A 25,989-nucleotide genomic window follows, 5' to 3' on the forward strand; every position below is an offset into this window, starting at 1 on the left:
CCTTTTTAGAATAAAGTTCCTGCGGCATAGCCCTAAATTTGCTGCGGGGGCTGACAGCAATTATTTTTATGATATAATCATCCGTATTAAAAGATTATCCGGAGGGCTGTTGATGAAAAGAAAAACGATCATGATTTTAATTGCGGCGTTTGTTGTTATTGCCGTGGTTTTATTGGCGGGCTGCAGTAAAAATCAAAATCCAACGACTGTTGTAATAAAGGAAACTGTTATAGTCATTGCTTCAAATACGGCTCTGCCGGACACGTCATTCTCACCTACGGTCACGCAGACCATGACAATAACAGAAACCGCGACTTTGGCTGTTCCATCCGCAACTGTTACGGCAACCTGCACAGAGACAAACACGCCGGCGCCTCCTGCAAACGCCTATTGGTCCGGGCCGGGAGTGTGGACATGTAACAGCGGTTATTTGGATTTTAACGGAATTTCCGCGGACGGTTGTGAGGTGTATAATGACCCTGACGCCATATATGTCTCGGCTGCCGGCAGTGATCTGGCTTCAAACGGGTCAATATACAGCCCTGTTGCGCGGATAAGTTACGCGTTATCGCGCGCGGTAGTAACGGGTAAAACGAAAATATTTGTAATGCAGGGAGTATACTTTGACAAGTTTTCCCTGGAAAACGGCATTTCTATAAAAGGCGGGTTTAACGAGAACTGGTCGCATACCGGGCAGAGAAGCACATATATCTACACGTCTGTGGAAACAGCGGGAAGGATGATTTCGGTATCCGCATCCGGAATATCATCCGCGACAACAATTGAATATCTTACAATACAGACTGCAGGCGTGTACACCGACGGCGGTTCTAATTACGGCATTTACGTATATAATTCACCGGGGCTGGTCGTGCAGAATTGCGATATTTACGCAGGCGCAGGCGCTGCGGGCGCGCAGGGCGCGGCAGGCGTAAACGGCGCCGCGGCGGTAAACGGCTTAAATGGCGGCGACGGAAGCACTACTTCAACAACGGCCGGCGCGGGCGGCGCAGGTGGAAATCTGTCAGCGTCCAATTTTGACAGTACCTACACAAATATATCCGGGGGCGCGGGAGGAGCAGGAGGACGGGTTGTGGCCTCGTCCACTGTAAACGCTAACGGAAATAACGGAACAAGCGTGGGCGCAGCCGCAGGCGGAACAGGAGGGCCGTATTATTCCACATGCGGAAGTTACGGCATCAGCACTGCCGGATATCCCGGAATTAACGGCATAAACGGAAACAACGGCGCGGCCGGATTAAATTCCATAAGCGTTACTTCATATTTTAACAGCAGCGACGGCGCAAATGGTATAAGAGGCGGGCACGGCACAGGCGGGGCAGGAGGCGGCGGAGGCTCGGCGTCATGCGCGTCAAGCTATCCGAATAACAGCGGTGCAGGCGGAGGCGGCGGAGGCTCGGGCGGCCCGGCCGGGCAGGGTGGAACAGGAGGCAAAGGCGGAGGAGGCTCATTTGGGCTATTTATCGTATCGTCAAATATAACCGTCAATAACTGTAATATATATTCGGCAGGAGGCGGAGCAGGAGGCGCAGGAGGACCGGGAGGCATGGGAAGTTTTGGGGGGCTTTTTGGTGAAAGCGGGAAGATTGCGTCCAATCCGCTGGCAAGCGCGGGAGGCATAGGAGGCAAAGGCGGAAACGGAGGGTGCGGCGGCGGCGGAGCCGGTGGGCCGTCTATTGCACTTTATTATAAATCATCCACACTTACTTTAAACGGAACAACATGCACGCAGGGCACCGGCGGCGCAGGCGGTACTTCGGCAGGAAACGCAGGACAGGCCGGACAAAGCCTGTCGACTCTGAGCCAATAGGATAAAAACACGGATGCCAGTTTTTAGACAGGTGAGGGTATACTTTCTGCTTTCAACGTCCGGCACATAGCTCTTCTAAATAGCAGGTTGATTGTTTGAATAATATGCATAATATGCGTCAGAAATATCACATATATGCCTGATTTTCTGCCGAATGGGTGATTACAGGTTGGCTTTTTGTCAGAAAAAGTATATATGTATAAAAAGAAGAAGTAAAGAAAACCGGTGCCGGACTTTAAAAGTTGAAGGTAAACTGCTTTTATTTATTTTTCTGATTAAAACAAATTTACTTTTTGCTTTGAAGGGGTGGCACCAAGCTCTGTCGTAGCTTATTGTTAATGCAAAATAGAAATGTCCGCTTTTCATAGTCTGGTATGTTCTAGATAAGGAACGGTTTTGGGGGATTTTAAGGGCTTGACTTTACTCAATATATTGAGTAAAATTACTCAACGCATTGAGTAAATCTACTCAACGTATTGAGTAAAAATGGAGATTAATTAGTATGTACAAAAGGCCCATATTTGGGGAGTTATTAAAAAGGTTTGCCGAACCGCGCCATTTTATGCAGGTTCTTATCGGGCCGAGGCAGGTGGGAAAGACCACAATTGCATCCCAGCTTGCCCAAAGCGTTAAAATGCCGGTGCATTCGGTTTCCTGTGACGAGCCTGAATTCAAGTCATCCTCCTGGATAGAACAGCAGTGGCAGAGCGCAAGAATCGCCGCGGGTAAAAACGGCAAAAAGGCGCTTCTTATAATAGATGAAGTTCAGAAGATAAACGGTTGGTCTGAAACCGTCAAAAAACTGTGGGACGAAGACACAAAATCAAAAACCTCTGTTTACGTGCTGCTTTTGGGTTCGTCTTCCATGCTTATTCAAAAAGGGCTTGGTGACAGCCTTGCAGGCCGTTTTGAAGTGTCATACGCTTCACACTGGCCGTTTGGTGAAATGAACAGCGCGTTTGGAATCACGTTTGACCAATACACATATTACGGCGGTTATCCCGGCGCTGCTGTGCTTATAAATAACAGCGCAAGGTGGGGCTCCTATATCTCTGAATCTCTTATAGAAACAACGGTTTCCAAGGATATACTGCAGATGACAAGGGTTGATAAACCGGCGCTTTTGCGCAGGCTGCTTGAACTTGGGTGTTCTTATTCCGGGCAGGTATTGTCCTATACAAAAATCATGGGGCAATTGCAGGACGCGGGCAATACAACAACTTTGGCGCATTATCTTGACCTGCTGTCAGGCGCGGGCATTATTTGCGGGCTTAATAAATACTCCGGACAGAAAGTCAGGCAAAGGGGGTCCAGCCCTAAATTTCAGGCATATGACAATGCTTTAATTTCAGTGCAGTCCAAATTAAAATTCAGCGAGGCAAAGGCGGACACGGAATTCTGGGGAAGGCTTACGGAAAGCTGTATCGGCGCGCATCTGCTTAATTCCATTAAAGGAAAAGGGCTGGAACTGTTTTACTGGGAAGACGGAACCGGCGAGCTTGACTTTGTGCTTGCCAAAAAAGGCAAAGTTGCGGCCATTGAAGTTAAAAGCGGCAGAAAAAAGCATAAAGCGCCGGGTATTGAGCGGTTTTCTAAAACATTTAATACTGATAAAAAATACCTGGTAGGTACAGGCGGAATACCTTTTGAAGAGTTTGTTAAAACCGATATCGAAGAATTATTATAATGATTTTATAAGCGGAGGCTTGATGAGAGTCTTTATTAAGATAATATTTGTAACTGTAATTATTTCACTTGTTTTATTTATTTTTAAGGATAAGTTACTGGCAGGAGTTGAAAATAAAAACTGCAGATCTTTGGACCAAAGTATCAAGATAGGGGATTATTTTATTGAAGTTGAGAAGATAGAACTCAGTCATGAGTATATACTATACAATTATATAATTTATAAAAACGGTAATAGAATTTTGGATGTCAGAAAAGATCATGGAATAGATACTGGAGAAACGCGGGTTAATGCTTATTATGCAGGGAAAGATATTAACCGTGATGGAGAACCTGAAATAATTTTTGAAACACCCAACAGGTGCAGCGAGTTTCATATCTACACTTTAGGAAAGGAATTTAAGAAAATATTTAATATTCGTTCTAGGGGCGGAATAGATAAAGTACAAATCAATCCGTTTGATTTTAACCCGGCAGCGAAAATAAAATTTAAAAGCGCTTTTTATATGGGTTATTATCATTGTATGTCGTGCGGGCCTAATCCGGATCTTATTTATGCATACAGAAATGGGAAATACACCCTGGCTTTCGATTTAATGAAAAAAAGGCGTCCAAGTGAAAAGGTCTTTCAGGAAATGGTAAAATACATTAATTCTGATACGCGGGATAGCGAGAAGCCGTTTCAATGGTTTGGTCAGCTTCTTTTTTCCGGTAATGTTGATACTGCGGAAAATTTTGTAGAGCAAATAAAGGATCCTTACATGAAAAAAGATTATTTGGATATTATAAGTTTTGTGAAAGAACATTATATAAACGGGAAGTGAACAAATGGATATTAAGGGCAAACATATCATTGAAGCCGGGCATGTTACGGAAGTTTATGGGCCGGTGCAGGCGCTTAGAAATTACATGCAGACGCAGGATTGCACTTTCACGTTTATCTCCCACCCTTTTTCATACACCGGGCTGGAAGGTTCTAAAGCCGAAGTGTATGTCAACGGCGTGCTTACAACAACTAAAAGCGGGCATAAAAAAAGCGGTAATCTTTTAATTCAGTGGACAAGGGATTTTTTCTTTAATCTTGGATACGGATTTAAGAATAAATGTGATTTTTTTATGGCGGTGGATAATTTAAACGGGGTGTCTGCCGTAATGTTAAAGCTTTTCGGCAGGGCAAAAAAAACCGGCTATTATGTAATAGACCACATGGACAGGCGGTTTAAAAATCCCATATTCAACTTTGTCTATGAAACTTTGGATTACATCTGCCTTAAATATTGCGACACGGTATGGATACTGTCGGAACGGATGGCTGATGCCAAAAGGAAAAAGTTTAAACTTAAAGGGGATAACTTTCAGATAGTACCTGTAGGTGTTGAACTTGATAAAGTGGATAAATTTTTCGAAAGCGAAAAAATTAAAGAAAAAACAATGGTATTAATGAGCTACCTTGACGAAACCAAGGGCGTGCAGTTAATGATAGACGCCATGGATACCATATTAAAACAGGTATCAACCGCTCAGTTGCTTATAATAGGAACAGGGCCTTATGAAAACGCTTTAAAAGAGCAGACAAAGCGCCTTAACCTTGAAAACAGCGTTAAATTTCTTGGCCTTATGAACCATTCTGAATTGTTTAAATACATCCCTCACCGCCGCATAAGCATTGCCCCTTATATTGACGACAAAAACAACTACACCTGGTACGCTGACCCTACCAAACCCAAAGAATACCTTGCCTGCGGCCTGCCAATGGTTATAACGGATGTGCCTTGGGTGGCGGAAGAAGTAAGGCGCCGGCCTATGGGGGTTGTATGCGCATATAATAAGGAAGAGCTTGCGGCTGCCTGTGTGAAACTTTTAAGCGATGACGCATTTTATTCCGTCTGCCTTAAAAACGCCCTGGAATTCTCGTCTTTACTCTCATGGGGGACAATTTATGATAAAGCGGTAAGCGGGTCTTAATGGGCGCGTTAAAAAGGTTTTATACGCCGGAAATGTTTCAGGGTATTGGCCGCAAAAAGCATTACTTTGAAGGGTGGTATTACAAAAACGTAAGCGCGGACAGTTCCTCCGCCATTGCGGTTATCCCCGGCATATCTATCGTAAATAAAAGCGACACGCACAGTTTTATACAGTTCTTTAACGCAAGGGAAAAAACCGCTTATTACTTCCGGTACGGCGCGGATGAATTTAAATATAATGAAAAAGAGTTCAGGATAAATATAGGAAAGTCCGAATTTACAAAGCAGGGAATTAAACTTGATATTGACACTCCGCAGGCGGTAATAAAAGGGCAGCTGTCTTATTCTGCCATGACAGGGTGGCCGGTTTCGCTTTTTTCCCCCGGCGCTATGGGGTGGTACGCTTTTGTGCCAAGGATGGAATGTTACCACGGCATCATGGGTTTTGACCATGCAATTACAGGTACGATTACTGTTAACGGCCATGAATATAATATGAATAACGGGCGCGGCTACATGGAAAAGGACTGGGGAACTTCTATGCCTTCGTCCTGGATATGGGCGCAGTCCAACCATTTTGAATCCCCTGATGCGTCTGTCTTTGTTTCAATAGCCAAAATACCGTGGTTTGGAAAAAGTTTTACAGGGTATTTGTGCGGTTTTTATTTAAACGGAACGGTGTACAGGTTTACAACTTATCTGGGCGCCAAAATTACGGGGCTAAAGGCGGATGAACAGAACATTCACTTTACTATAGAAGACAAAAAATATTTCATGGAAGTGACAGGAAAGCGCGCTGACGGGGCTGTTCTGGCGGCGCCGTCTTTTGGCGGTATGTCCACAAAGATAAAAGAAAGCCTTCAGTCAGAACTTAACATTATATTCGGCAGAAAAGCCGGTAAAAACCGTGAAGTGATTTTTTCAGGCACCGGCAAAAACGCCGGCCTTGAATACGTGGGCGATATTGGGGAGCTTGTTTCAGGGCTTTAAACAGGGCTTGTTGTGTTGTATAATAATTCATCATATTAAAGGAGGAATTATAAATGGCAAAATTAGTTGTGACCGGCGGCGCGGGATTTTTAGGGTTTCATCTCTGCAAGAAACTTGCGGATAAATACGAAAAAATCCTTGTGCTTGACATTGACACTTTTAGAAAAGAAGAGTACGCGGCAAATGTGGAATACAAGAAAGTGGATGTAAGAAATTTTGAAGCTGTAAAAGAAGCGTTTAAAGGGTATGACGCGGTGGTAAACGCGGCAGCAGCTCTTCCGCTGTGGAGCAAAAAAGATATTTATTCCACCAATGTTGACGGAATAAAAAATGTGCTTGAAGCGGCAATAGCAAACAATATCAACAGGGTGGTACAGGTAAGTTCCACCGCTGTTTACGGCGTGCCGGAAAAGCACCCGCTTTTTGAAACAGACCCGCTTGTAGGCGTGGGGCCTTACGGCGAAACAAAGATAACAGCGGAAAAAATATGCGAAGAGTACAGGGCAAAAGGCATGATAGTGCCTGTGGTAAGGCCCAAAACATTTATAGGGACAGAAAGGCTTGGAGTCTTCCAGATATTATATGACTGGGTGGAAGCGGGAGCGTTAATCCCATGCATAGGCAACGGCAATAACAGGTATGAACTTTTAGAAGTGCAGGACCTGGTGGACGCAATTTACCTTATGCTTACAAAACCCGCGGAAATAGCAAATGACACATTTAACGTGGGCGCGAAAAATACCCCGTCTGTAAAACAATACCTTGAGGAATTCTTTAACAGAGTGGGTTCCAAGTCGCGCGTCATGAAAACGCCGGCAGGGCTTCTGATATTCTTTCTTGAAATATTCTGGATACTGCGCATATCGCCGCTTTACAAATGGGTATACGGCACCGCGCATAAAGACTCCTTTGTCTCCATAGAAAAAGCGGAAACAAAACTTGGCTGGTCGCCAAAGTTTACCGAAGCAGACGCCCTTGTACACTCTTACGAATGGTACATAAAGCACGAAAAAGAGGTAAAAGGCGCAAGCGGCGTCACCCACAGGGTGGCATGGAAACAGGGAATTCTTGCGCCGTTTAAGGGATTAATGGTACTTTTAAATAAGAATAAGTAGGGAAAAGAGCCGAGGGACAGAGGGACGGATGCACGGAGGGACGGAAGGAACGGCAGAGGTTTACGGTTTGGTAGACGCGGGTCTTTAGCCCGCGGATTTTATGTATTTATGTAATGGTAGCCGCGTCCTTTCAGGGCGCGTTGTTTAGATTTAGTTTCTGCTTGTTCTTACTTCCGTCCCTCCGTGCATCTGTCCCTCCGTCCCTCCGTCTTACCGGGCTTGGGTATATGCCCCGGTAGCCGCGTCCTTTCAGGGCGCGTTGTTTAGATTTAGTTTCTGCTTGTTCTTACTTCCGTCCCTCCGTGCATCTGACCATCCGTCCCTCCGTTTTACAGGGCTTGGGTATATTTTTTCAGTACGCGCCGCAAATTGGTGTTCTTGTATCCAAACAAACTTGAAATCGCCGGTGTGTTAACGTCATTGGCAGCCGTGAATCCGCGGCACATCCAAATTTGCCGCCGAAGCATTAAACAGCTCCTGCCGCATACACAGTAGGTTAGAGCGGCACGCACTGAAAAAACACACCCAACCCCTGTTTTGCTTTTGTTCTTCCAATTTTCGAATTTTGAATTTTCAATATTTGTTTTATCTTTGCTTTTCCTTCCGACCCTATGTTTTATCGGGCTTGTATGTATGCAGTGGTAGACGCGGGTCTTTAGTCCGCGGATTTTATGTTTTATGTATTTATATAATGGTAGCCGCGTCCTTTCAGGGCGCGTTGTTTAGATTTCGCTTCTGCTTGTTCTTACTTCCGTCCCTCTGTGCATTTGTCCCTCCGTCCCTCTGATTTTTCGTCCTTTCTTTGCCTTTACTTTGACTTTTACATGGTATATAATCGCAATAGAAGGTTTTTTGTCAGTTTTTAACTTTAGCGTGGTTATAACCATGCCTGAATATACATTATTTTATGAGGTAAAAATGGCTGTAGATAATAAAGCAAACATAAAAAAGATGGCTATGATTTATTCCCAGGAAGGCAGATGGGATAAAGCCATTGTAGAGTATAAAAAGCTGCTTGCGCTTGACCCTACCGATTTTACAACGCATAACATGCTTGGGGACGTATATAAAAAGAAGAACGAAGACGAACTTGCCTATCAGGAATACATGATTGCCGCGGAAGCGCACATAAAACAGGGGCTGGCGGATAAAGCCCAGATAATCTATAAAAAAATCGGGCAGCTGGATTCTTCAAAATTAAATGACAGCGACAGAAAACGCCAGATAATGATTAAAAAGCACACGGAAGCGGACAAACTTATTGAAAGCGGCGAAACAGACAAAGCAATTGAAGCGTACAAAGAAATTGTAAAAATAAGCCCTGAAAGCCTTGACACCTATCAGAAACTTGGGGAACTTTACGCTCAGAAAGGCGACAAAAAAGAGTCACTGACTTATTATGAAAAAATAGTGGAAGTATATTTTAACAAAAGGATGTATAAAAAAGCCCTTCCAATTTATCAGAAAATAATGGATATTCAGCCCGATAACATTGAAGTAAGGGAAAAAATAGCGGAGATTTACGAAAGGGAAGGGAATGATTCCGACGCCAAAAGGGAATTTCTTTTTCTGGCGGAATATTACTGGAAAGAACAGAATATAGAACGCACGGAATTTTTCGCGCAGAAAGCCGTGGAATTTAAAAGCATAGAAGCGCACTATTTTAAGGGCGCCGCCCTGTTTCACAAGAAAGTGTATGACGAGGCAAAAAAAGAACTGGAAATGCTTTTAAAATTCAAGGCAAACCACGTGGGCGCCCTTCAGATAATGGCCAATATTCACAATGACCTTGGGCAGACAGACGAGGCGCTTTCCATATACACCAAAATAATCAAAGCTGAAGAGGAAAATACCGAAGCTCATGAAATGATAGCGCAGCTTATGCTTAAAAAAGGGCAGAAAAAAGAAGCTGTTGCAAAGTATATAATGATTTCCAATATTCACACAAAAAAGCAGGAATATGACAAAGCGGTGGGCGCTTTAAATAATGTGCTCTCTACGGAACCGGAAAATCTGGAAGTGCTTCAGAAACTTGCGGATACTTACCTGCTTATGAAGAAAAAGAAAGAAGCCGCGGACACATTCATAAAAATATCCGATATATACACAAAAGAGAACCTGCCGGATAAGGCGCAGGAAGCATATAAGCGCGCGGAAGAAAATGACCCGGCCAATAAAGAAATAGTAAACAGGGCGAAGAAATTATCGGGCGCTCCCGAACCGCGGCAGTTTTCGGCGCCGCAGCCGCCTGTTGAACCTGTAATTGAAAAACAGGCGCCGCCTGTTTTTATAAGCCAGGAAATGCCGGTTTTTGACCTGCCTTCAATGCCTGCCGCGCCCGAACAGCCGCATGCTAAAATTAAACCTTCTGACGCAATTGAAAACATTAAAATAGATTACACGCCCGCGCAGGCGCACGAACAGACAAAAGAAGATATTCCCGCGCTTTTAGCCATGGCGGAAAGTTTCATAAACAGCGGTTCTTTTGACGAAGGAATTGAACTTTTTCAGAAAGCCATACTTCTTGACCCTAATAATCCTGATATAAAGAAAAAGCTTAATGCGGCTTATTCGCAGTATGCCGGAATACCGGCCGCACCTGTTGTTGACGAACAGGCCCGGGCCAAAGAAGAACAGATAAAAAAGCAGAAAGAAGAAGAAAACAGAAAAAAAGAAGAGGAAGAGGTAAAGAAAAAACAGAAAGAACTGACCGCTGAACTGGAATCTGAAAAGAAGAAAAGGGCGCAGGAAGAAGAAAACGTTAAGAAACGGCAGCAGGAACTGATGAAGAAAATGGAAGAAGACAAAAAGAAAAGGGCGGAAGAAGAGGAACAAAACAGAAAGAAAAAAGAAGAAACGGAAAAAAGCCTTTTACGGGACGACGAGGACAGAAAGAAGAAAGATGATGAACATAGAAAGAAAACCGCGGACGAAGAGAGAAAACGCGATTACATAGAAAGCCCGCGCGGACAAAACGCCGCCGAAACGGATGAAAGCGTTCTGGATTTTGCCACTGTAATGGCGGCGGATATATTTATAAAGCAGGGGCTTATGTCGGAAGCCGAAAAAATACTTAAGAAAATAACCGCAAAAGAGCCGGATAACGCGGAAGCTAAAAGCAAATATGAGGATATAATGAAAAGGCACAACCTGCAGGCAAAAAAGGAAGAAACAGCCGAACCCGGAAAAAAACAAAGCAAAGTATCTTATATATAACGTAAAAAAAATCTAACAGGCATTCGGAGGTCACATTGAGTTACGAACAGTATTTTGGACTTACAGAACAGCCCTTTTCCAACGCGCCTGATTCAAGGTTTTATTACGACAGTGAAATGCATCAGGAAGCCATGGTGAAAATAATGCATGCCGCGGAGACCATGAAAGGCCTTGTGGTGATGCTTGGGGAAATTGGCGCGGGCAAAACGCTGCTTGCCAGAAAAGTGCTTGAAAAACTTGAAAATGACGATTCTTTTGTGGAATCGCTGCTTGTCATAGTGCATTCCGAAATTACCGCGTCGTGGCTTTTAAAACGTATTGCTTTTCAGATAGGCATCAAGAATCCCGCGGAAAAAAAGGAAGAACTTCTTCCTCAGCTGTATCAAAGGTTATTAGGCCTTTACGAAGAAGGCAAGAAAGCCGTTATTCTTATTGATGAAGCCAACATGCTTAAAACAAGGGAAATTTTTGAGGAGTTCAGGGGGCTGTTAAACCTTGAAGTTCCCGGAAGGAAACTTTTAACGCTTGTCCTTATAGGCATGCCGGAACTGGAACAGAACATAGCGCTTGACCCGCCGCTGGAACAGAGGATTGCGATAAAATTCAAGCTGCGGAAACTGGAAAGGGGCACGACGATAAATTATATTAACCACAGGATGAAAGTAGCCGGCAATGAAAATAATATTTTTTCCGATATGGCGCTGGATGCCATATTTGAATACGCCGGCGGCACCCCGCGCCTGATAAACACAATATGTGATAATGCCCTTTTAGAGGCGTATCTGATGAAAAGGGATAAGATTGATTTTGAAATAATAGAACATGTGTGTCAGGATCTGGGTTTAAAAAGAAAAATATAAAAGGGGAAATTATGAAAATCGGCCTGGCACTTGGCGGGGGAGCCGCGTACGGCTACGCTCACATAGGGGTTTTAAAAGTTTTTGAAAAATACGGGATAAAACCCGATATTATTACGGGCACCAGCGTGGGAAGCCTTGTGGGCGGCGCGATAGCATCGGGGTTTACAATTGAAGAGTTTGAAAAACTTGCGCTTGAATTCAAGTGGAGCGATATTGCGTCGCTTACCATTCCCAAGGAAGGGCTTATAGACCTTGATAAAATAGAAACTTTCATTGAAAAAAACTTTAAAGTAAAAAAAATTCAGGATACAAAGGTGAAATTTGCCGCGGTGGTAACTGACCTTATAACCGCGTCCGGGCATGTAATTAAAGAAGGGCCTATTGCCCCGGCTATAAGGGCAAGCTGCAGCATTCCGGGAATTTTTACGCCGGCTATGATAGGCGGGGCTATTTGTGTAGACGGCGGAATTGTGGACAACGTGCCTGTGGCGGCCGCAAGGGAAATGGGCGCGGATTTTGTAATAGCGGTTGACGTGCTTGCGGGCAACAGGACGGATATTTCAAAACACAGGGATATTTTCAACCTGGTGTGGAGAAGCTGGCAGGTGGCCATAATAAACAGCACAAAGTTAAGGGAAGGCAGGGGCGGCGAAGCGGACTTTACAATTTCTCCGGAGATTGTGGGAATAGGGCCGTTTGATATACACAGGAAGGAAGACCTGATAAAAATGGGAGAAAGAAGCGCTGAAAAATCCGTTGAAGCGCTTGCCAAAATTTTAAGCGGAAAAGGCAGTTTTATGGGTATGATTAAGGGTATATTTACAAAGCAGCTTTAGTTTTTATCATATATATAAGACATTTTCGGGAATGCCAAAAATAGTTTGACAATAAAGTTAAATAAATATATAATAACTGAACAATTTTGTGAAGAGCGGGAATAGCTCAGTGGTAGAGCACCTCCTTGCCAAGGAGGGGGTCGCGGGTTCAAATCCCGTTTCCCGCTCCATAAAAAATTCCTTAAAACAATTTAAGGAGGGAGATACCTTATGAAAAGGTTTGGAATTATGTTTTTTCTTTTCTCATTACTTGTAATGCTTAATGTTAACACTGTTTTGGTTGCAGCGGATGATTTTGACCTTCCGCCTCCGCCGGACGCGGATGAAGAACTTTTACCCCCGGGAGATGATTTTGGCGGGGACGAAATACCGCCGCCGCCGGGAGACGATTTTGGCGGGGATGAATTTGCAGGCGACGATATGCCTCCTCCTCCGGGAGATGACTTTGGCGGAGACGAAATACCGCCGCCGCCGGGAGACGATTTTGCAGGCGATGATATGCCTCCTCCACCGGGAGATGACTTTGGCGGGGACGAAATACCGCCGCCGCCGGGAGACGATTTTGGCGGGGAAGAATTTGCAGGCGATGACATGCCCCCTCCTCCTGCTGACGAATTTGCGGACAGCGATGTTCCGCCGCCGGCTGAAGAAGAAGAAAGCGAAGATGTACCTCCTCCTCCTTCTGATGAAGAATACGCGGAAGAAGAGGAAGAAAAAGCGCCTGAGCCTGTTAAGGTTACAAGCAGCAAATCGGGCAAACTTTCAAAATACAGGGTCAGCAACGGCGACAGCCTTTGGAGAATATCCGGCAAAAGCAAAATATACGCTGATTCTTTCAAGTGGCCCCTTATTTATAAAGCCAACAAGGCGTTAATTGAAGATCCGGATTTAATTTATCCAAGGCAGAACTTTGAAATCAACCAGAATTATTCTGATGATGTTATTGACGACGCGGTAAGCAAAGCAAAAGAAACACCGCGTTATGAACCGCACACAGAACCAAGGAAAAAACTTCCTATAAAGTATTAATCAGGAAGCGGCATATAAAAAAGCCCCTATCTTCTTGTGAGATAGGGGCTTTTTTACTTTTTTAACGTACCGTCAGTGAAGGCACGGCAAAAAACAATAAAGGCGGAAAATTTGAAAAAACTGTTATTAACCTGTGTGTTTATCACAGCTGTTTGCGCGCGGATATTTGCGTACGCATCCACGGAACAGGACGAGTATGATTTCGCGTACTCGCTTTTCCTTAATAATAATTTTTCTATCGCTGAAAACCTGCTTAAAAATTTTATTGTAAACCGCCCGGAAGCGGCTCTGGCGGGAAGCGCGTATTTTGTAAGGGCGGAAGCTTTTTACAAAAAAGGCGAATATTCCAAAGCCCTGCCGGCGTATATGAGCATCCCGCAGAAATATCCGCAGGATGTAAATAAGTTCCGCAAAGAACTGTATTACAGGGTGGCCGAGTGTTATTTTAACCTTAAAGATTATACGTCAGCGGCAAAATACGCCGGTATTGTGCTTGAAGAATACCCTGACAGCTATATCGCAAAGGATGCCTGCCTGCTTGCGGCGGAAAATCTGTTTTTATCCGGCGATTATCAGGGCGCGCTTTCTTATCTTGGCAGGCTTGAAAAATACACTGACTACAAACACTTTGATTACGCTTATTATATGACGGGCCGGGTGTACTATGAACAGTCGCTTGCGGCAGACGGGGCTGAAAAAACAAGGCTGGCAAAGGAATCTTTAAGGTTCTTTGACAGGGTTAAAAATGAATACCCTGAGAGTGAAATAATAAATCATTCGGAATTCAGGCGCGCCAATACGCTGTATTCGCTTGAGCAGTATAAAGAAGCGGTGAAAATATGTGATGCGCTGCTTGGCAAAAAAGTAAACGATAAAAAATTTAATGCCATGGCGGAATATTTCCGGGCGTGGAATTATTTCATGCTTTCCGAGTATGGCCGCGCGTTTTCGGCCTTTGATGCCATAATCAGAAATTATCCGGGCGATATGCTGTCCATCTGGTCGGAATATAAAAAAGGGCTGTGCTATGAAGCGAAAAATGACGGCAAAGCCGCTGTGTCGCAGTATGAAAAAGTAATGAAAGATTATCCCGACACATTGCCCGCCGCGTATTCGGAATATGCGCTGGCGTATCTTAATCAGAAGCAGGGCGAATATTACGGCGCTTTAAACCTTTACGCCGGAATTATAAACAAATACAGTATTGAAGAGCTGACAAGGGCTTCATATTTTATGACGGCAGAAATTTATACTCTTATGGACAGGTTTGCCGAAGCCGCGCAGACATATTCCGTTATTGAAAACAGGTATCCTGAAGACGCCAACACCGCAAAGTTTATGAGAGCGTGGTGTGATTCCAATAACGGAAACAGGGACAGCGCGGAGGCTGTATATAACGGGATATTGTCGGATGAAAGAGCGGAACGCGGCCTTAAAGCGAAAAGTACGGTAAAGCTTGGGGATATTTACTTTGAAAAAGAAAATCCCGTAGAAGCCGCGCGGTATTATAAGAAGGCGTTAAATGATTTTGACGATGTGGCCGGAATAAAAGCGGAAGCGCGTTACGGGCTGGGCTGGATACATTACGCCGCTGACAGGTTTGATTCCGCAAGGCCGGAATTTGACGGCGCGGCAAAAGAGGCGGGCCTTACAGGGGATAAAGAATTGAAAGCAAGGGCGCTTTTTATGAGCGCCAATTCGCTTTATGGCGCGTATGAATTTGACAGGGCGTACGGGATATATTCCTCCCTGATGTCTTCAAAAGACGCGCCCGCGGAAATAAAACAGGAAGCGCTGTTTTACGCGGCTTTCTGCAGGTACAGAAAGGAAGATTTTGACTCCGCTGCTTTGATGTGGCGCGAATATCTTAATAAGACAACTGACAGGGTAAAAAAAGCGGAAGCGTATTTCAGGATAGGGTGGGCGTATTTCAGGAAGAATGATTTTGACGCGGCGGTTAAAAATTTTGATGAAGTCATAAAAAATTACGGCGACACGCACCTTAACCAGGAAGCGCTGTTAAAAAAAGGCGACAGTTACTATAATAAGGCGGAATATTCGCAGGCGGTGGTTTCGTACAGGGAGCTTGTGGAAAAATATCCGGAACATTACAGGGTGCCCGAAGCGCTGTACGGAATACAGTGGTCTTATTACCAGCTTGGAGACACTGAAAAAGCGGTGGAAGTGTCGCGGCAGTTTCTGGAAAAATACAGCGGCAGTTCCTACGCGCCGGAAATAATGTACAGGGTGGCGGAGCATTATTACAACTCTTCAAAGTATGAAACCGCGGTATCGGAATTCGCGAAATTCACGGCCAAATACCCTTCACACGAACTTGCGGACAACGCGTGGTATTTCAGCGGCGTTTCAAATTATTACCTTAGAAACTACCAGATGGCCATTAATGATTTCAGGGTTATCATGACAAAGTTTCCGGAATCGGGATTTACAGATAAAGCGCTTTTCAGGACCGCGAATTCCTATTATAAGCTTCATGATTACAAAAGCGCCGCGGAAAATTACGTGCTTTTTATCAGCAAGTATCCCAATTCGGAAAACAGCTGCGAATCACACTTTAATGCCGCCATGTCGTATAAAAGGATAGAAGACATGGATAACGCGGTTAAAATGTACCTTGCCATAATTGACGGTATGCCGGGGTGCAAACTGCATGAAAGGGCGCACATGAACCTTGCGTACCTTTATCAGGACACAAAGAAGTACGAAGAGGCCATAAAAATATTTGAAAAAATTTCCGCCGCAAAAGGTAAAAAAGCCGCGGAAGCGCAGTTCTGGACAGGCGATATATATCAGGCGCAGGGAAAAGACAGCGAAGCGGCCGCGGCTTTTATTAAGGTTTATGAAAACTTTCCGCGGGACGAAGAATGGTTTGTACCCGCGCTTGACGCGGCGGGAAAAATATATGAAAAACAGGGGGATTTAAAAGCGGCTGTTTCGGCGTACAATAAAATTGTGAAATCCGCGAAAAACGTTAAATATATATCTGTGGCAAAAAAGAGAGCGGAACTTCTTGAAGAACAGTATAAACTTTTAAATCCGGCTCCTGCCGTAAAACCGACGGTAAAGCCTTCCGGGGCGGTAAAATGAAAAAACTTATTATGTTAATGATAATTATAATCTTTAACGCGGTTATATGTTTTTCGGCCGCCGAAGACACAATTGAAGACGTCAATGAACAGCCCGGGCAGTTTAAGGACGGGCAGTATAAAGCAGGGGCTGATGAACCCGCGCCTGCCGTGACAAAAGGGCAGGGTTTTGATTTTAAAGCGCCGGAGATTCTGATTAAAGGGAAAATAGATACAAAAATAACGGTGAAAAGGGAAATGAGGGCCCTTGAAAACCTTCAGGACGTTAAAAATGTCCTGTATGAAAAAGAAAAAGTGGGCATTCCGGAATATTACCTTAAAGACGGCGCTTTTGGACTGCACGGCGTACGTGAAAAAGAAAGTGATTTTGCCGGAAGGGTAAAGGCGTATATGGGGTCAATGAGTACGTTATTTCTTGACGCCATGGCAGGAAAAAATCTGGGGGATAATTCGGCATTTACGGCAAGGCTTTCTCATTTTAACAGGGATAATGAACCGGTAAATGACAGAAAGACATGGCTTAGCAGCAGCGGTTTGGACCTGTCGTTTTCAGCGGCGCACGGCAGCGTTAACGCTTATTATACGGCAGGGGCGGGTTTTAACGCCCGTCTTAATCCTTTCCCCGACAATCTTTTCGGCAGCCAGCTTAACCGCGGAAGCGCTTTTGTTGCCGCGCTGTATTCGGGCGAGCTTAACGGTTATTTTTATGACGCGGGATTTAAGTACAGCCATGAAAATATTTCTTCCGTAAGCGGCGGCGGAATATACCGGGAAAACAGAGGGTCTGTTCACATTGATGCCGAGAAAGACTTTGAAATAGAACAGGGGCGCAGGGTCAGGGCTTTTGCGTCCTTTAAATCAAGGCTGTCAAATATATTTTCCGCGGGCGAAAATTATCCAAGCGCGTTTAACATGGACCTTGCGTTAAAAAGCGTTTTTAATTTTGACCCCGTATCGCTTATGCTTGGCATAAGGCTTCAGGATGACGCTTTAATTATTAACACGATGAGGGTAAGCCCTTACCTTAATATTAACTGTCCGGTATTTTCAGTCGCGGAATTTTATTTTATATTTGACCCAAAAATGAACGCGCCGGATTATTCCGCGGCGCAGGATTATACATATATAAACCGTGATTTCAGAATTCCTTCGGAAAACATAAGTTTAAAAGCAGGCGGGACGCTTAATCTGTTTGAAGTTTATACGGATATCTTTTTTGGAATGAAAAGCGCTGATGATTACGGTTATTATGAAGAATCCTCCGAAAAAGGCGCTTTTGTTTTAGTTAACGCGGATATTGACTATACATACGCGGGAATAAGCGTGCAGACTTTAAAGGCGGGCAATTTCAGCTTTAACGCGGAATACACTTACAAACACATTATTAAGGCATCCGCGAAAATCAATAACTTTGCCGGCAATATTTTTTCTGTAAAAGCCGGTTTTGAAAAATACGGCTGGCTGGCTTCTGTCCGCGCCCGCGGAGAGTCCGCTTCTTACGGAAAAAACGGTTTTAAAAATCCGGCTTTCCTGGGGCTTGATTTATCGCTTTCCAAAAAAATAGCGGATAATATAAAGGTGTTTGGATACGCAAATAACCTGTTGAATAACTCTCAGTATGTATTGTATTATTATAAAGAACCGGGGATAAATCTTGGCCTTGGCGCGGAAATAAATTTTTAAAATAACAAAAAAAACATATTTTCAGGAGGAACCAATGTTTGGAGATACATCGTTCTGGCAGCTTTTTATTAAAGGCGGGGCTGCCGTATTTTTTCTACTTGGCGTGTCTGTGCTGTCCTGGTGGATAATAATTGACAGGGCAATATGCTTTTCAAGGGTTAAAGTGAACGCAAAGGATTTTATGGACAGGGTAAGAAAGATGCTGGCCAAAAAGGATAAACAGGGAGTGCTTACACTGTGTCAGACAACGCCGGGCCCTTTAAGCGCGGTGATTCGCGCAGGTTTGGAAGCATCCGGCGAAGGCAGGGAAAAAATGGAAGCCGCCATGCAGAGGACGCTTAATTATGAAGCGTCAAGAATGCAGAAGTTTCTTGGCGTCCTTGCCACGGTGGGAAGTGTTTCGCCTTTTGTGGGCCTCTTTGGAACCATACTTGGAATAATAAAGGCGTTTAGGGACCTGGCGCTTGCTCAGGGCGGCGGGCCTTCGGTTGTGGCTAACGGCATCGCGGAAGCGCTTGTGGCCACGGCTATGGGTATTTTTGTGGCTATCCCGGCTGTTGTGGGGTACAACTTATTTGTACGCGCAATTGATAATACAGAAACCGAAACCATAAACGCCGCGTCTGAACTTGCGGACATTGTGGATTAAGGCCGCGCTATGCTGAAAAAAAAGGAAAGGGAAACGCTTAATTCAGAGATAAATGTTGTGCCGCTTGTGGACGTTATGATGGTGCTTTTAATTATTTTTATGGTCACGACGCCTTTTATCATGCAGGGCAGCATAAAAATTAACCTTCCTTCCGCCAACGCAACCACGGACGAGCTTCCTGACAAGAATATTATAATCGGAGTGTCGGCCGCGGGAGAATTTTTTCTTAACGGCAACAGGGCCGCAAATGAAAGCGACCTTGTTTTGCAGCTTAAAAAAATGATACAGGAAACCGGAAATACGCGCGTAATAATTGAAGGCGATAAATCGGCCAGGCACGGCGCCGTAGTTTCCGCTATGGGCGCGGCAAGGGAAGCGGGGGCCGATAAACTTGCGGTTTCCACCATACCTGATGATAACAAAACACAGGAAGTTCAATGAACTACGAACGCACCGAACTGATTTCAGCGGGAATATCCATGCTGCTGCACGCGGTGGTCATTATTATAATGACCATGATAATGGTTCAGCAGCCGGCAAAAAGAGTGGCCCTTATCACCGATGTCACGCTTATTGACCTGGGTAAAGACGCCGGCATAAGGGGCATGGAAGAAAAAGCGGCGGTTGGCGCGGCGGAGAAACAGGAAAAAATCGCGGAAACAGCAAAGCCGCAGCCTGTAAAAAAGCCGCAGCAGCAGGCAAAGCCGGCGGAAAAACAGCCCGATGTAAAAGAACTGCTTAAGAAAATAGAGCGCGAAAAATCAGAGCTTGATATGGGAATTTCCAGGGAAAAATTAAGGACTGCTTCGGCAGATGTTTCGGAAGCGTCAGAAGGGCGCGAAGAAGAAGCTTATGAAGGTGAAACTGTGGCGGGCGGCGATCCGGAAGTAACCGGCGCCCTGTCAGCAAGAAAATACGCGAAGATAGACTGGCGTTTTCCGGCAAACCTTCCGGAAGAATCAGAACTTGCTGTGGAATTAATTGTCATGCCTTCCGGCGTAATCAGAAGCGTAAGGCTTGTAAGAACATCCGGTTATCCTGACCTTGACAGGCAGGCGGTATCTCAGGCAAGAAAACTATCATTTGAACCGCTGCCCTCGGGGTCTTCTCAGGAAGATCAGATGGGAATACTGCTGTTCAAATTTGGAGCGCAAAAATGAATAAATTCGGTTCGGTAAATGTGGACGCGGCCATTAAAGGGCTTGATGACAAGAAAGCAATGGACATAAGGGTGTTTGACGTAAGCGAAGTTTCGCCGTTCTGGGATTACTTCATAATTGCCACAGGCACTTCCAAGACGCACCTTTCCGCGCTTTTTAAAAGCGCTGAAGATGAAGTTCAGAAAGCCGGCGGCGTTATTGTGCACAAGGAAAAAGGCGGCGATTCCAACTGGATGCTGGTGGATACGGGCGATGTGCTTGTCCATATTTTTGACAATGACACAAGGCTGTATTATTCACTTGAAAAACTCTGGGGTGAAAAAGAAGTGTTTGGCAAAAAAAGCAGAAAGGAAATAAAGTAATGGCGGTTAAAAAAAAGAAACAGCCGTCTGATAAGACAATAAGGATTGACGACAGGATAATAGCCATACTTAAAGAGTACTGCAAAGAGCACGGCATAGAACCGGGCAAATTTATTGAAGAAGCGGTTCTGGAAAAACTTGAAATTGACGGCATAAAAGAAGAGATGTATTTGTACGATGATTTTGAAGAGATTCAGGACGACGCTCCGGCGCCTGTTGAAAACCTGCGGGTCTATTCTGAAATGGACCCGGACCCGGGAAAGAAAAAACACTGAAGATTTAAGGGTATTAATTTCCCGTATACAGCGGAGAGTAATTTAAATTACCGTATAAATCCCAACCTGAATTATAATAAGGAGAAATAATTGCCAAAACTGGCGGAATTTGACAGGCAGTATAAAGGCATGATATGCGGCGTGGATGAAGCGGGACGGGGCCCGTGGGCGGGCCCGGTGGTGGTGGCTGCCGCGGTAATAGACCCGGACAGGATTGATACATTATCCGCGGTAAATGATTCCAAAAAATTAACAGAGAAAAAAAGGGAAGAACTTTTTCAGGTTGTCATTAACGCATGCTACACGTATTCCATATCGGAAATATCCTCAAAGCTTATTGACCGTTCTGACATTCTTTCAATAACTTTAAGCGGAATGAAAAGCTGTGTGGAGAAACTTTCAAAAAAGCCTGATGTGGTGATTGTTGACGGAAATAAAGCGCCTGACCTTCCGGGGTATAATGTCATAACCGTGGTGGACGGGGACGCCAAAAGCCTGTCAGTGGCCGCCGCTTCAATACTTGCAAAGGTTTACAGGGACAGGGTTATGAGAAATTTTGACAGGCTGTATCCCGGTTATGGATTTGCAAAGCATAAAGGATACGGGACAAAAGAACACGCGGAGGCTTTAAATAAACTGGGGGTATGCGCGATACACAGGTTAAGCTATAAACCTGTAGCGGCAATCGCGGCAAAACATAAGTAATAGATAAACACATAGGGGGAATGTGCATATGGACGGGGTAAATTTAAGGCGGCAGGGAAACTATTACGAGCAGAAAACCGCGGAAAAAATGAAGCAGGAAGGTTACGAAATACTGGACGTGAATTATTACGCTAAAGGCGCGGAACTTGATATTATCGCGAGAAAAGGTGAAATACTTGTTTTTGTGGAGGTAAAAGCCCGCAAAAAATCCACCGGGTTAAGCCCGTTCGGGGCGGTTGACAGAAAAAAGCAGAAAAAGATAATAATGGGGGCAAAACAGTACATCTTAGAAAAAAATTTTCATAAAAATTATGTGCGTTTTGATGTGGCAGGGGTTTTTCCCGACGGCAGCGGCAGCGAAAAAATAGAGATTATAAAAGACGCTTTTCAGGAATCCTGAAAGTACAGTTCTTGCTTTACGCCCTTTTTACGGTTATGATTTATATGGGGAGTAAATAAGGCAGGAGGTGTTAAATATGAACGCCGAGAAAGAAGTGATTTTAAATGTCAGCGAGCCGAAGAAATTCACGAATGCCATTAAAAAAAGCGTAAATGAAGCGGTGGAAAAGGGGTATGAAATAGGCCTTCAGTTTGGCGGGCCGGAAGAATTTCCCACGCACGAGTATTATAATAATGATATAGAATTCAAAAAAGCCGCGGTGTATGCCGCTGATTACTGGACCAGAATGCACATTACCGTAGCCGGCAAAAGCGACAAAGAAAACCTGCGGGAATTAAATGAAATTCTTGACGGGATAAAAGACCAGATAGACAACCACGCCGAACCAAGGTTCCACTGAGAATAAACAGTAAATACTTTGTTTTTAGATTTTTTGCCCTGGTAGCCGCGTCCTTTCAGGGCGCGTTGTTTAGATTTTGTTTCTGCTTGTTCTTACTTCCGTCCCTCCGTGCATCTGTCCCTCTGCCTTACAGGGCTTGGGTATATGTAGTGGTAGCCGCGTCCTTTCAGGGCGCGTTGTTTAGATTTCGCTTCTGTTTGTTCTTACTTCCGTCCCTCCGTGCATCTGTCCCTCCGTCCCTCTGCCTTACAGGGCTTGGGTATATGTAGTGGTAGCCGCGTCCTTTCAGGGCGCGTTGTTTAGATTTTGCTTCTGCTTGTTCTTACTTCCGTCCATCCGTGCATCTGTCCCTCCGTCCCTCTGCCTTACAGGGCTTGGGTGTATTTTTTCAGTACGCGCCGCAAATTGGTGTTCTTGTATCCAAATAAACTTGAAATCGCCGGTGTGTTAACGTCATTGGCAGCCGTAAACCCGAGGCACATCCAAATTTGCCGCCGCTGCATTAAATAGCCCCTGCCGCGTACACAGTAGGTTAAAGCGGCACGCACTGAAAAAACACACCCAACCCCTGTTTTGCTTTTGTCTTTCCAGTTTTCCAATTTCGAATTTTCAATATTTGTTTTATCTTTGCCTTTACTTCCGTCCCTCGGCCTTACCGGGCTTGGGTATATGCCCTGGTAGCCGCGTCCTTTCAGGGCGCGTTGTTTAGATTTCGCTTCTGCTTGTTCCTACTTCCGTCCCTCCGTGCATCTGTCCCTCCGTCCCTCGGCCTTACCGGGCTTGGGTGTATGCCCTGGTAGCCGCGTCCTTTCAGGGCGCGTTGTTTAGATTTCGCTTCTGCTTGTTCTTACTTCCGTCCCTCCGTGCATCTGTCCCTCCGTCCTTCCGGCTTTACGTCTTTATCAATTTACAAATCCTCAACTTCATGATATTTTACTTCAATGGATTAATTAAACGGAGGATTTATGCCGCCTATTGTATATCTGAAAAAATGTGAAGATTACGAACTGTCAAAGCTGACAGCGGTAATACAAGAGGGTTTCAAAGAGCTTGGCGGAATTGAAAAATTTATAGTAAAAGGGGATACTGTCCTTTTAAAACCCAACTGCCTTGCCGCGGCAGCGCCGGAAACAGCCATAACTACGCACCCTGAATTTTTGCGCGCCGTAATAAGGGTTATAAAGCCGCTTGCCGGCAGGATAATAGTGGGGGACAGCCCCGGTTATGGCAGCTTTATAGGAGCCTGCGCGAAAAATGGAATGAAAAAAGTGTGCGACGAAGAAGGCGCTGAAATTATAGAGTTCAAGCCTGACACGCGCGCGGATGTGAAAAATCAGCTTTTATACGGGAATTTTATGATTGATTCAAGGGTTATGAAAGCGGATAAAATAATAAACCTGCCTAAGTTAAAGACCCATATGCTTATGTACATGTCCATGTGCGTTAAAAATACTTTTGGCCTTATATCAGGCATAAAAAAAGTGGAATACCACGCGAAGGCGGAAAAAGACAAATTTCTTTTTGCGAAAATGCTTGTGGACCTTCACAGGGCAAAACTTCCGGTGTTAAATATCCTTGACGGCATTCTTGCCATGGAAGGCAATGGGCCCGGCGCTGACGGCAAGCCGTTTAATATGGGGCTTGTAGCCATGTCTGCCGACGGCTTTGCTCTGGACACGGCTGTTGCAAAAACGGCCGGGGTTGACCCCTATAAGATATACACTAATTATGTATATAAAGAGTCGGTTAATAACGGCAAGGATATTGAATTTGAAATCAAAGGCAATCAAATTAATGAGGTTTTTCATAAAATAAAGGCTCCTCCCGGAGAGCCAAAGGGTTCGGCTTTCCGCGGGCTTATAAATTTCATAAGGGAACATGGAACCCCTAAACCCGTATTTCGCGTCAAATTGTGCACGGGATGCAAAATTTGCGTAACACACTGCCCCGTAAATGCGTTAAAATATGAAAGTAAAGAGAAAGGCGTGATATGCGATTATCATAAATGCATCAGATGCTACTGCTGTCATGAAATGTGCCCGGAAAAAGCGATTAAGATAACCAGGCCGCTTATTTCCATGCTTATAGATAAATTCAGTTAAATATTTGGAGGGTAAAGTGAAGAAAAAATATTTATTGGTCCTGTTATTAATTTCTGTTATGGCCGCTTTTGCATATGGTGCCATTGCCGTGGAAGCTGTGGCTGATACGGATAAAAAGACAGCTGTACTGGGCGATTCCATCATATACACAGTCTCGGTCAGCCGTACAGGCGACGCTTCGCAAAGCCCAAGAATAACGCCGCCTGATTTTGAAGGTTTCAGGATGTCCGGCAGCCAGTCATCCAGCAGAATTAACATAATAAACGGGCAGACTTCAATTTCCACATCAATGCAGTTTGTCCTTGTCGCGGTAAAAAGCGGGCAGGTTACAATTAAGCCTTCCAAAGTTACTTTTATGAATCCGGATACAAAGGCGTATGAAACAATTGAAACGAAACCCGTGGTTATTACCGTGTCGGGCGGTAACAGGCAGCAGCAGATAAAGCCTACGGCTTCAATTCCGGCGGCCATACCCACAGCGGTAATTAACAGCCAGATTAAAGAAATCAGGGTAAGCCTTGATTTCAGGCCTGAAAGATATCTGCCGTACCTGATACTTCTTGCCATTCTTATAACCGCTGCCTATTTTATAATTAAAAAGTTAAAGGGCAAAAAACAGCCAAAGCCGGTAAAACAGCAGATAACGGATTTCAGGAAAGACGCGCTAAACAGGCTTGACGCGGCCGCGGATTTTATTAAAACTGAACCAAAATTATTCTACTTTGAAGCTTATGAGGTAATAAGGTTATTTCTTTCGGGTAAGTATAATGTCTCCTTTAATGAACTTACCACGCAGGAAATTATAAAAAAACTGGAAAATGCCGGCGCCGCTAAAAAAGAAGCGCAGTCAATAAAAGAACTGCTGCAGGAGTGCGACCTTGTAAAATTCGCGGACTATAAGCCGGAAATTCCGGAAGCGGTTGAAGTATATGAAAAGGCAAAGGTAATTATTACCGCGTAAAAACTGACAGGTATAATTTTTATGCTATAATTAAAAAAATGAATAAAGGGAGGAAATTATGGCAAAAGAAATTATTTTTACGGACAATGCCCCAAAACCGATAGGCGCGTATTCGCAGGCGGTAAAGTGCGGCAATCTGTTATTTCTTTCCGGACAGCTTCCTATTGTTACACAAACCGGGCATCTTTCCACAGAGGGTATTCATAAAGAGACAAGGCTTATTTTCGAAAATATGGAAGCTGTTTTAAAAGAGGCAGGAAGTTCAATTGATAAAGTCTTAAAAATGACAATTTTTATGACCAATCTTGCTGACTTTAAATTTGTTAATGAAGTAATGGAAGAAAAATTCGGAAAAGACCTTCCTGCCAGAAGCACTGTCCAGGTGGCCGCTCTTCCTAAAGGCGCTAACATTGAAATAGAGGCGATAGCGGAAATATAAGGGCAGAGGGACAGAGGGACGGATGCACGGAGGGACGTAAAGTAGTTATCCCATAAACTATTATCCCATATCTCATAAATAAAGAGTTTAATTCATAGACGATTAACCAATACCATATAAATGAAGTGTTTATGACCATACCCCTTTTTCTGGACCACTCATAACTGGAGTCCAAGTGCTTGTTTTTCAGTTTCTTGCTGCATCTTAATCGTAAACTCA

The 25,989-nt window shown here is 44.4% G+C and carries 23 protein-coding genes and 1 tRNA gene; all 24 read left to right on the forward strand.

Annotated features, from left to right (window positions below; all coding sequences use genetic code 11):
- Positions 1–112 precede the first annotated feature (112 nt).
- The 24 genes from JXR81_04545 (at position 113) to JXR81_04660 (ending at position 25,770) form a co-directional block, all read left to right on the forward strand.
- Entirely contained in the window at positions 113–1,831 is a 1,719-nt protein-coding gene (locus JXR81_04545) for a hypothetical protein (GenBank protein MBN2754118.1), read from the forward strand.
- Positions 1,832–2,333: 502 nt separating this feature from the next.
- The gene (locus tag JXR81_04550; protein MBN2754119.1) at positions 2,334–3,518 is read left to right on the forward strand and encodes an ATP-binding protein; all 1,185 of its coding nucleotides are present in this window, start codon (positions 2,334–2,336) and stop codon (positions 3,516–3,518) included.
- 22 nt (positions 3,519–3,540) lie between these two features.
- Positions 3,541–4,341 carry a hypothetical protein gene (locus JXR81_04555; GenBank protein ID MBN2754120.1) on the forward strand — a complete coding sequence of 267 codons (801 nt, stop codon included), beginning with the start codon at positions 3,541–3,543 and terminating at the stop codon, positions 4,339–4,341.
- 4 nt (positions 4,342–4,345) lie between these two features.
- Positions 4,346–5,482, forward strand: a complete 1,137-nt coding sequence (locus tag JXR81_04560; protein ID MBN2754121.1) for a glycosyltransferase — start codon at positions 4,346–4,348, stop codon at positions 5,480–5,482.
- A complete protein-coding gene (locus JXR81_04565; GenBank protein ID MBN2754122.1) occupies positions 5,482–6,471 on the forward strand; it encodes a hypothetical protein in 990 nt (329 codons plus the stop codon). The genes JXR81_04560 and JXR81_04565 overlap by 1 nt, the downstream gene beginning before the upstream one ends.
- 53 nt (positions 6,472–6,524) lie before the next feature.
- Positions 6,525–7,586: an NAD(P)-dependent oxidoreductase gene (locus JXR81_04570; GenBank protein ID MBN2754123.1), complete on the forward strand. Its 1,062-nt coding sequence runs from the start codon at positions 6,525–6,527 to the stop codon at positions 7,584–7,586.
- Between the two features lie 918 nt (positions 7,587–8,504).
- Entirely contained in the window at positions 8,505–10,802 is a 2,298-nt protein-coding gene (locus tag JXR81_04575) for a tetratricopeptide repeat protein (protein MBN2754124.1), read from the forward strand.
- A gap of 35 nt (positions 10,803–10,837) precedes the next feature.
- Positions 10,838–11,662, forward strand: coding sequence for an AAA family ATPase (locus JXR81_04580; GenBank protein ID MBN2754125.1), 825 nt, complete (start codon positions 10,838–10,840; stop codon positions 11,660–11,662).
- 11 nt (positions 11,663–11,673) lie between these two features.
- A complete protein-coding gene (locus JXR81_04585; GenBank protein MBN2754126.1) occupies positions 11,674–12,498 on the forward strand; it encodes a patatin-like phospholipase family protein in 825 nt (274 codons plus the stop codon).
- 95 nt (positions 12,499–12,593) lie between these two features.
- Positions 12,594–12,668: transfer RNA gene (locus tag JXR81_04590), tRNA-Gly, on the forward strand.
- A 421-nt stretch (positions 12,669–13,089) separates the two neighbouring features.
- The gene (locus tag JXR81_04595; GenBank protein MBN2754127.1) at positions 13,090–13,527 is read left to right on the forward strand and encodes a LysM peptidoglycan-binding domain-containing protein; all 438 of its coding nucleotides are present in this window, start codon (positions 13,090–13,092) and stop codon (positions 13,525–13,527) included.
- Between the two features lie 111 nt (positions 13,528–13,638).
- Positions 13,639–16,635, forward strand: a complete 2,997-nt coding sequence (locus tag JXR81_04600; GenBank protein ID MBN2754128.1) for a tetratricopeptide repeat protein — start codon at positions 13,639–13,641, stop codon at positions 16,633–16,635.
- Positions 16,632–18,317, forward strand: coding sequence for a TonB-dependent receptor (locus JXR81_04605; GenBank protein MBN2754129.1), 1,686 nt, complete (start codon positions 16,632–16,634; stop codon positions 18,315–18,317). The genes JXR81_04600 and JXR81_04605 overlap by 4 nt, the downstream gene beginning before the upstream one ends.
- A gap of 34 nt (positions 18,318–18,351) precedes the next feature.
- Complete coding sequence (locus tag JXR81_04610) at positions 18,352–18,966, forward strand: MotA/TolQ/ExbB proton channel family protein (protein ID MBN2754130.1); 615 nt, start codon at positions 18,352–18,354, stop codon at positions 18,964–18,966.
- A 9-nt stretch (positions 18,967–18,975) separates the two neighbouring features.
- Positions 18,976–19,407, forward strand: coding sequence for a biopolymer transporter ExbD (locus tag JXR81_04615; GenBank protein ID MBN2754131.1), 432 nt, complete (start codon positions 18,976–18,978; stop codon positions 19,405–19,407).
- On the forward strand, positions 19,404–20,126 hold the full coding sequence (locus tag JXR81_04620) for a TonB family protein (GenBank protein ID MBN2754132.1): 723 nt from the start codon (positions 19,404–19,406) through the stop codon (positions 20,124–20,126). Before JXR81_04615 ends, JXR81_04620 begins: the two co-directional genes overlap by 4 nt.
- Positions 20,123–20,488, forward strand: coding sequence for a ribosome silencing factor (rsfS, locus tag JXR81_04625; GenBank protein ID MBN2754133.1), 366 nt, complete (start codon positions 20,123–20,125; stop codon positions 20,486–20,488). Before JXR81_04620 ends, rsfS begins: the two co-directional genes overlap by 4 nt.
- Complete coding sequence (locus JXR81_04630; protein MBN2754134.1) at positions 20,488–20,763, forward strand: hypothetical protein; 276 nt, start codon at positions 20,488–20,490, stop codon at positions 20,761–20,763. Before rsfS ends, JXR81_04630 begins: the two co-directional genes overlap by 1 nt.
- Before the next feature lie 129 nt (positions 20,764–20,892).
- Positions 20,893–21,468 carry a ribonuclease HII gene (locus tag JXR81_04635; GenBank protein MBN2754135.1) on the forward strand — a complete coding sequence of 192 codons (576 nt, stop codon included), beginning with the start codon at positions 20,893–20,895 and terminating at the stop codon, positions 21,466–21,468.
- A gap of 28 nt (positions 21,469–21,496) precedes the next feature.
- Positions 21,497–21,868 (forward strand): YraN family protein, encoded by a 372-nt coding sequence (locus JXR81_04640; protein MBN2754136.1) that lies wholly within the window; start codon positions 21,497–21,499, stop codon positions 21,866–21,868.
- 76 nt (positions 21,869–21,944) lie between these two features.
- On the forward strand, positions 21,945–22,268 hold the full coding sequence (locus JXR81_04645) for a hypothetical protein (GenBank protein MBN2754137.1): 324 nt from the start codon (positions 21,945–21,947) through the stop codon (positions 22,266–22,268).
- A gap of 965 nt (positions 22,269–23,233) precedes the next feature.
- On the forward strand, positions 23,234–24,370 hold the full coding sequence (locus JXR81_04650; GenBank protein MBN2754138.1) for a DUF362 domain-containing protein: 1,137 nt from the start codon (positions 23,234–23,236) through the stop codon (positions 24,368–24,370).
- A gap of 16 nt (positions 24,371–24,386) precedes the next feature.
- Positions 24,387–25,331, forward strand: coding sequence for a BatD family protein (locus JXR81_04655; protein MBN2754139.1), 945 nt, complete (start codon positions 24,387–24,389; stop codon positions 25,329–25,331).
- Positions 25,332–25,389: 58 nt separating this feature from the next.
- Positions 25,390–25,770 (forward strand): hypothetical protein, encoded by a 381-nt coding sequence (locus JXR81_04660; protein ID MBN2754140.1) that lies wholly within the window; start codon positions 25,390–25,392, stop codon positions 25,768–25,770.
- The last annotated feature ends 219 nt before the right edge of the window (positions 25,771–25,989 follow it).

This window comes from Candidatus Goldiibacteriota bacterium (assembly GCA_016937715.1).
Lineage (GTDB): Bacteria > Oederibacteriota > PGYV01 > PGYV01 > PGYV01 > PGYV01.

Coding starts and splice junctions, on each gene's coding strand:
- JXR81_04630 (MBN2754134.1), top strand. CDS start 20,488: ATGGCGGTTAAAAAAAAGAAACAGCCGTCTGATAAGACAATAAGGATT.
- JXR81_04650 (MBN2754138.1), top strand. CDS start 23,234: ATGCCGCCTATTGTATATCTGAAAAAATGTGAAGATTACGAACTGTCA.
- JXR81_04610 (MBN2754130.1), top strand. CDS start 18,352: ATGTTTGGAGATACATCGTTCTGGCAGCTTTTTATTAAAGGCGGGGCT.
- JXR81_04550 (MBN2754119.1), top strand. CDS start 2,334: ATGTACAAAAGGCCCATATTTGGGGAGTTATTAAAAAGGTTTGCCGAA.
- JXR81_04660 (MBN2754140.1), top strand. CDS start 25,390: ATGGCAAAAGAAATTATTTTTACGGACAATGCCCCAAAACCGATAGGC.
- JXR81_04595 (MBN2754127.1), top strand. CDS start 13,090: ATGCCCCCTCCTCCTGCTGACGAATTTGCGGACAGCGATGTTCCGCCG.
- JXR81_04570 (MBN2754123.1), top strand. CDS start 6,525: ATGGCAAAATTAGTTGTGACCGGCGGCGCGGGATTTTTAGGGTTTCAT.
- JXR81_04620 (MBN2754132.1), top strand. CDS start 19,404: ATGAACTACGAACGCACCGAACTGATTTCAGCGGGAATATCCATGCTG.
- JXR81_04615 (MBN2754131.1), top strand. CDS start 18,976: ATGCTGAAAAAAAAGGAAAGGGAAACGCTTAATTCAGAGATAAATGTT.
- JXR81_04560 (MBN2754121.1), top strand. CDS start 4,346: ATGGATATTAAGGGCAAACATATCATTGAAGCCGGGCATGTTACGGAA.
- JXR81_04605 (MBN2754129.1), top strand. CDS start 16,632: ATGAAAAAACTTATTATGTTAATGATAATTATAATCTTTAACGCGGTT.
- JXR81_04555 (MBN2754120.1), top strand. CDS start 3,541: ATGAGAGTCTTTATTAAGATAATATTTGTAACTGTAATTATTTCACTT.
- rsfS (MBN2754133.1), top strand. CDS start 20,123: ATGAATAAATTCGGTTCGGTAAATGTGGACGCGGCCATTAAAGGGCTT.
- JXR81_04635 (MBN2754135.1), top strand. CDS start 20,893: ATGATATGCGGCGTGGATGAAGCGGGACGGGGCCCGTGGGCGGGCCCG.
- JXR81_04545 (MBN2754118.1), top strand. CDS start 113: ATGAAAAGAAAAACGATCATGATTTTAATTGCGGCGTTTGTTGTTATT.
- JXR81_04645 (MBN2754137.1), top strand. CDS start 21,945: ATGAACGCCGAGAAAGAAGTGATTTTAAATGTCAGCGAGCCGAAGAAA.
- JXR81_04575 (MBN2754124.1), top strand. CDS start 8,505: ATGGCTGTAGATAATAAAGCAAACATAAAAAAGATGGCTATGATTTAT.
- JXR81_04565 (MBN2754122.1), top strand. CDS start 5,482: ATGGGCGCGTTAAAAAGGTTTTATACGCCGGAAATGTTTCAGGGTATT.
- JXR81_04585 (MBN2754126.1), top strand. CDS start 11,674: ATGAAAATCGGCCTGGCACTTGGCGGGGGAGCCGCGTACGGCTACGCT.
- JXR81_04640 (MBN2754136.1), top strand. CDS start 21,497: ATGGACGGGGTAAATTTAAGGCGGCAGGGAAACTATTACGAGCAGAAA.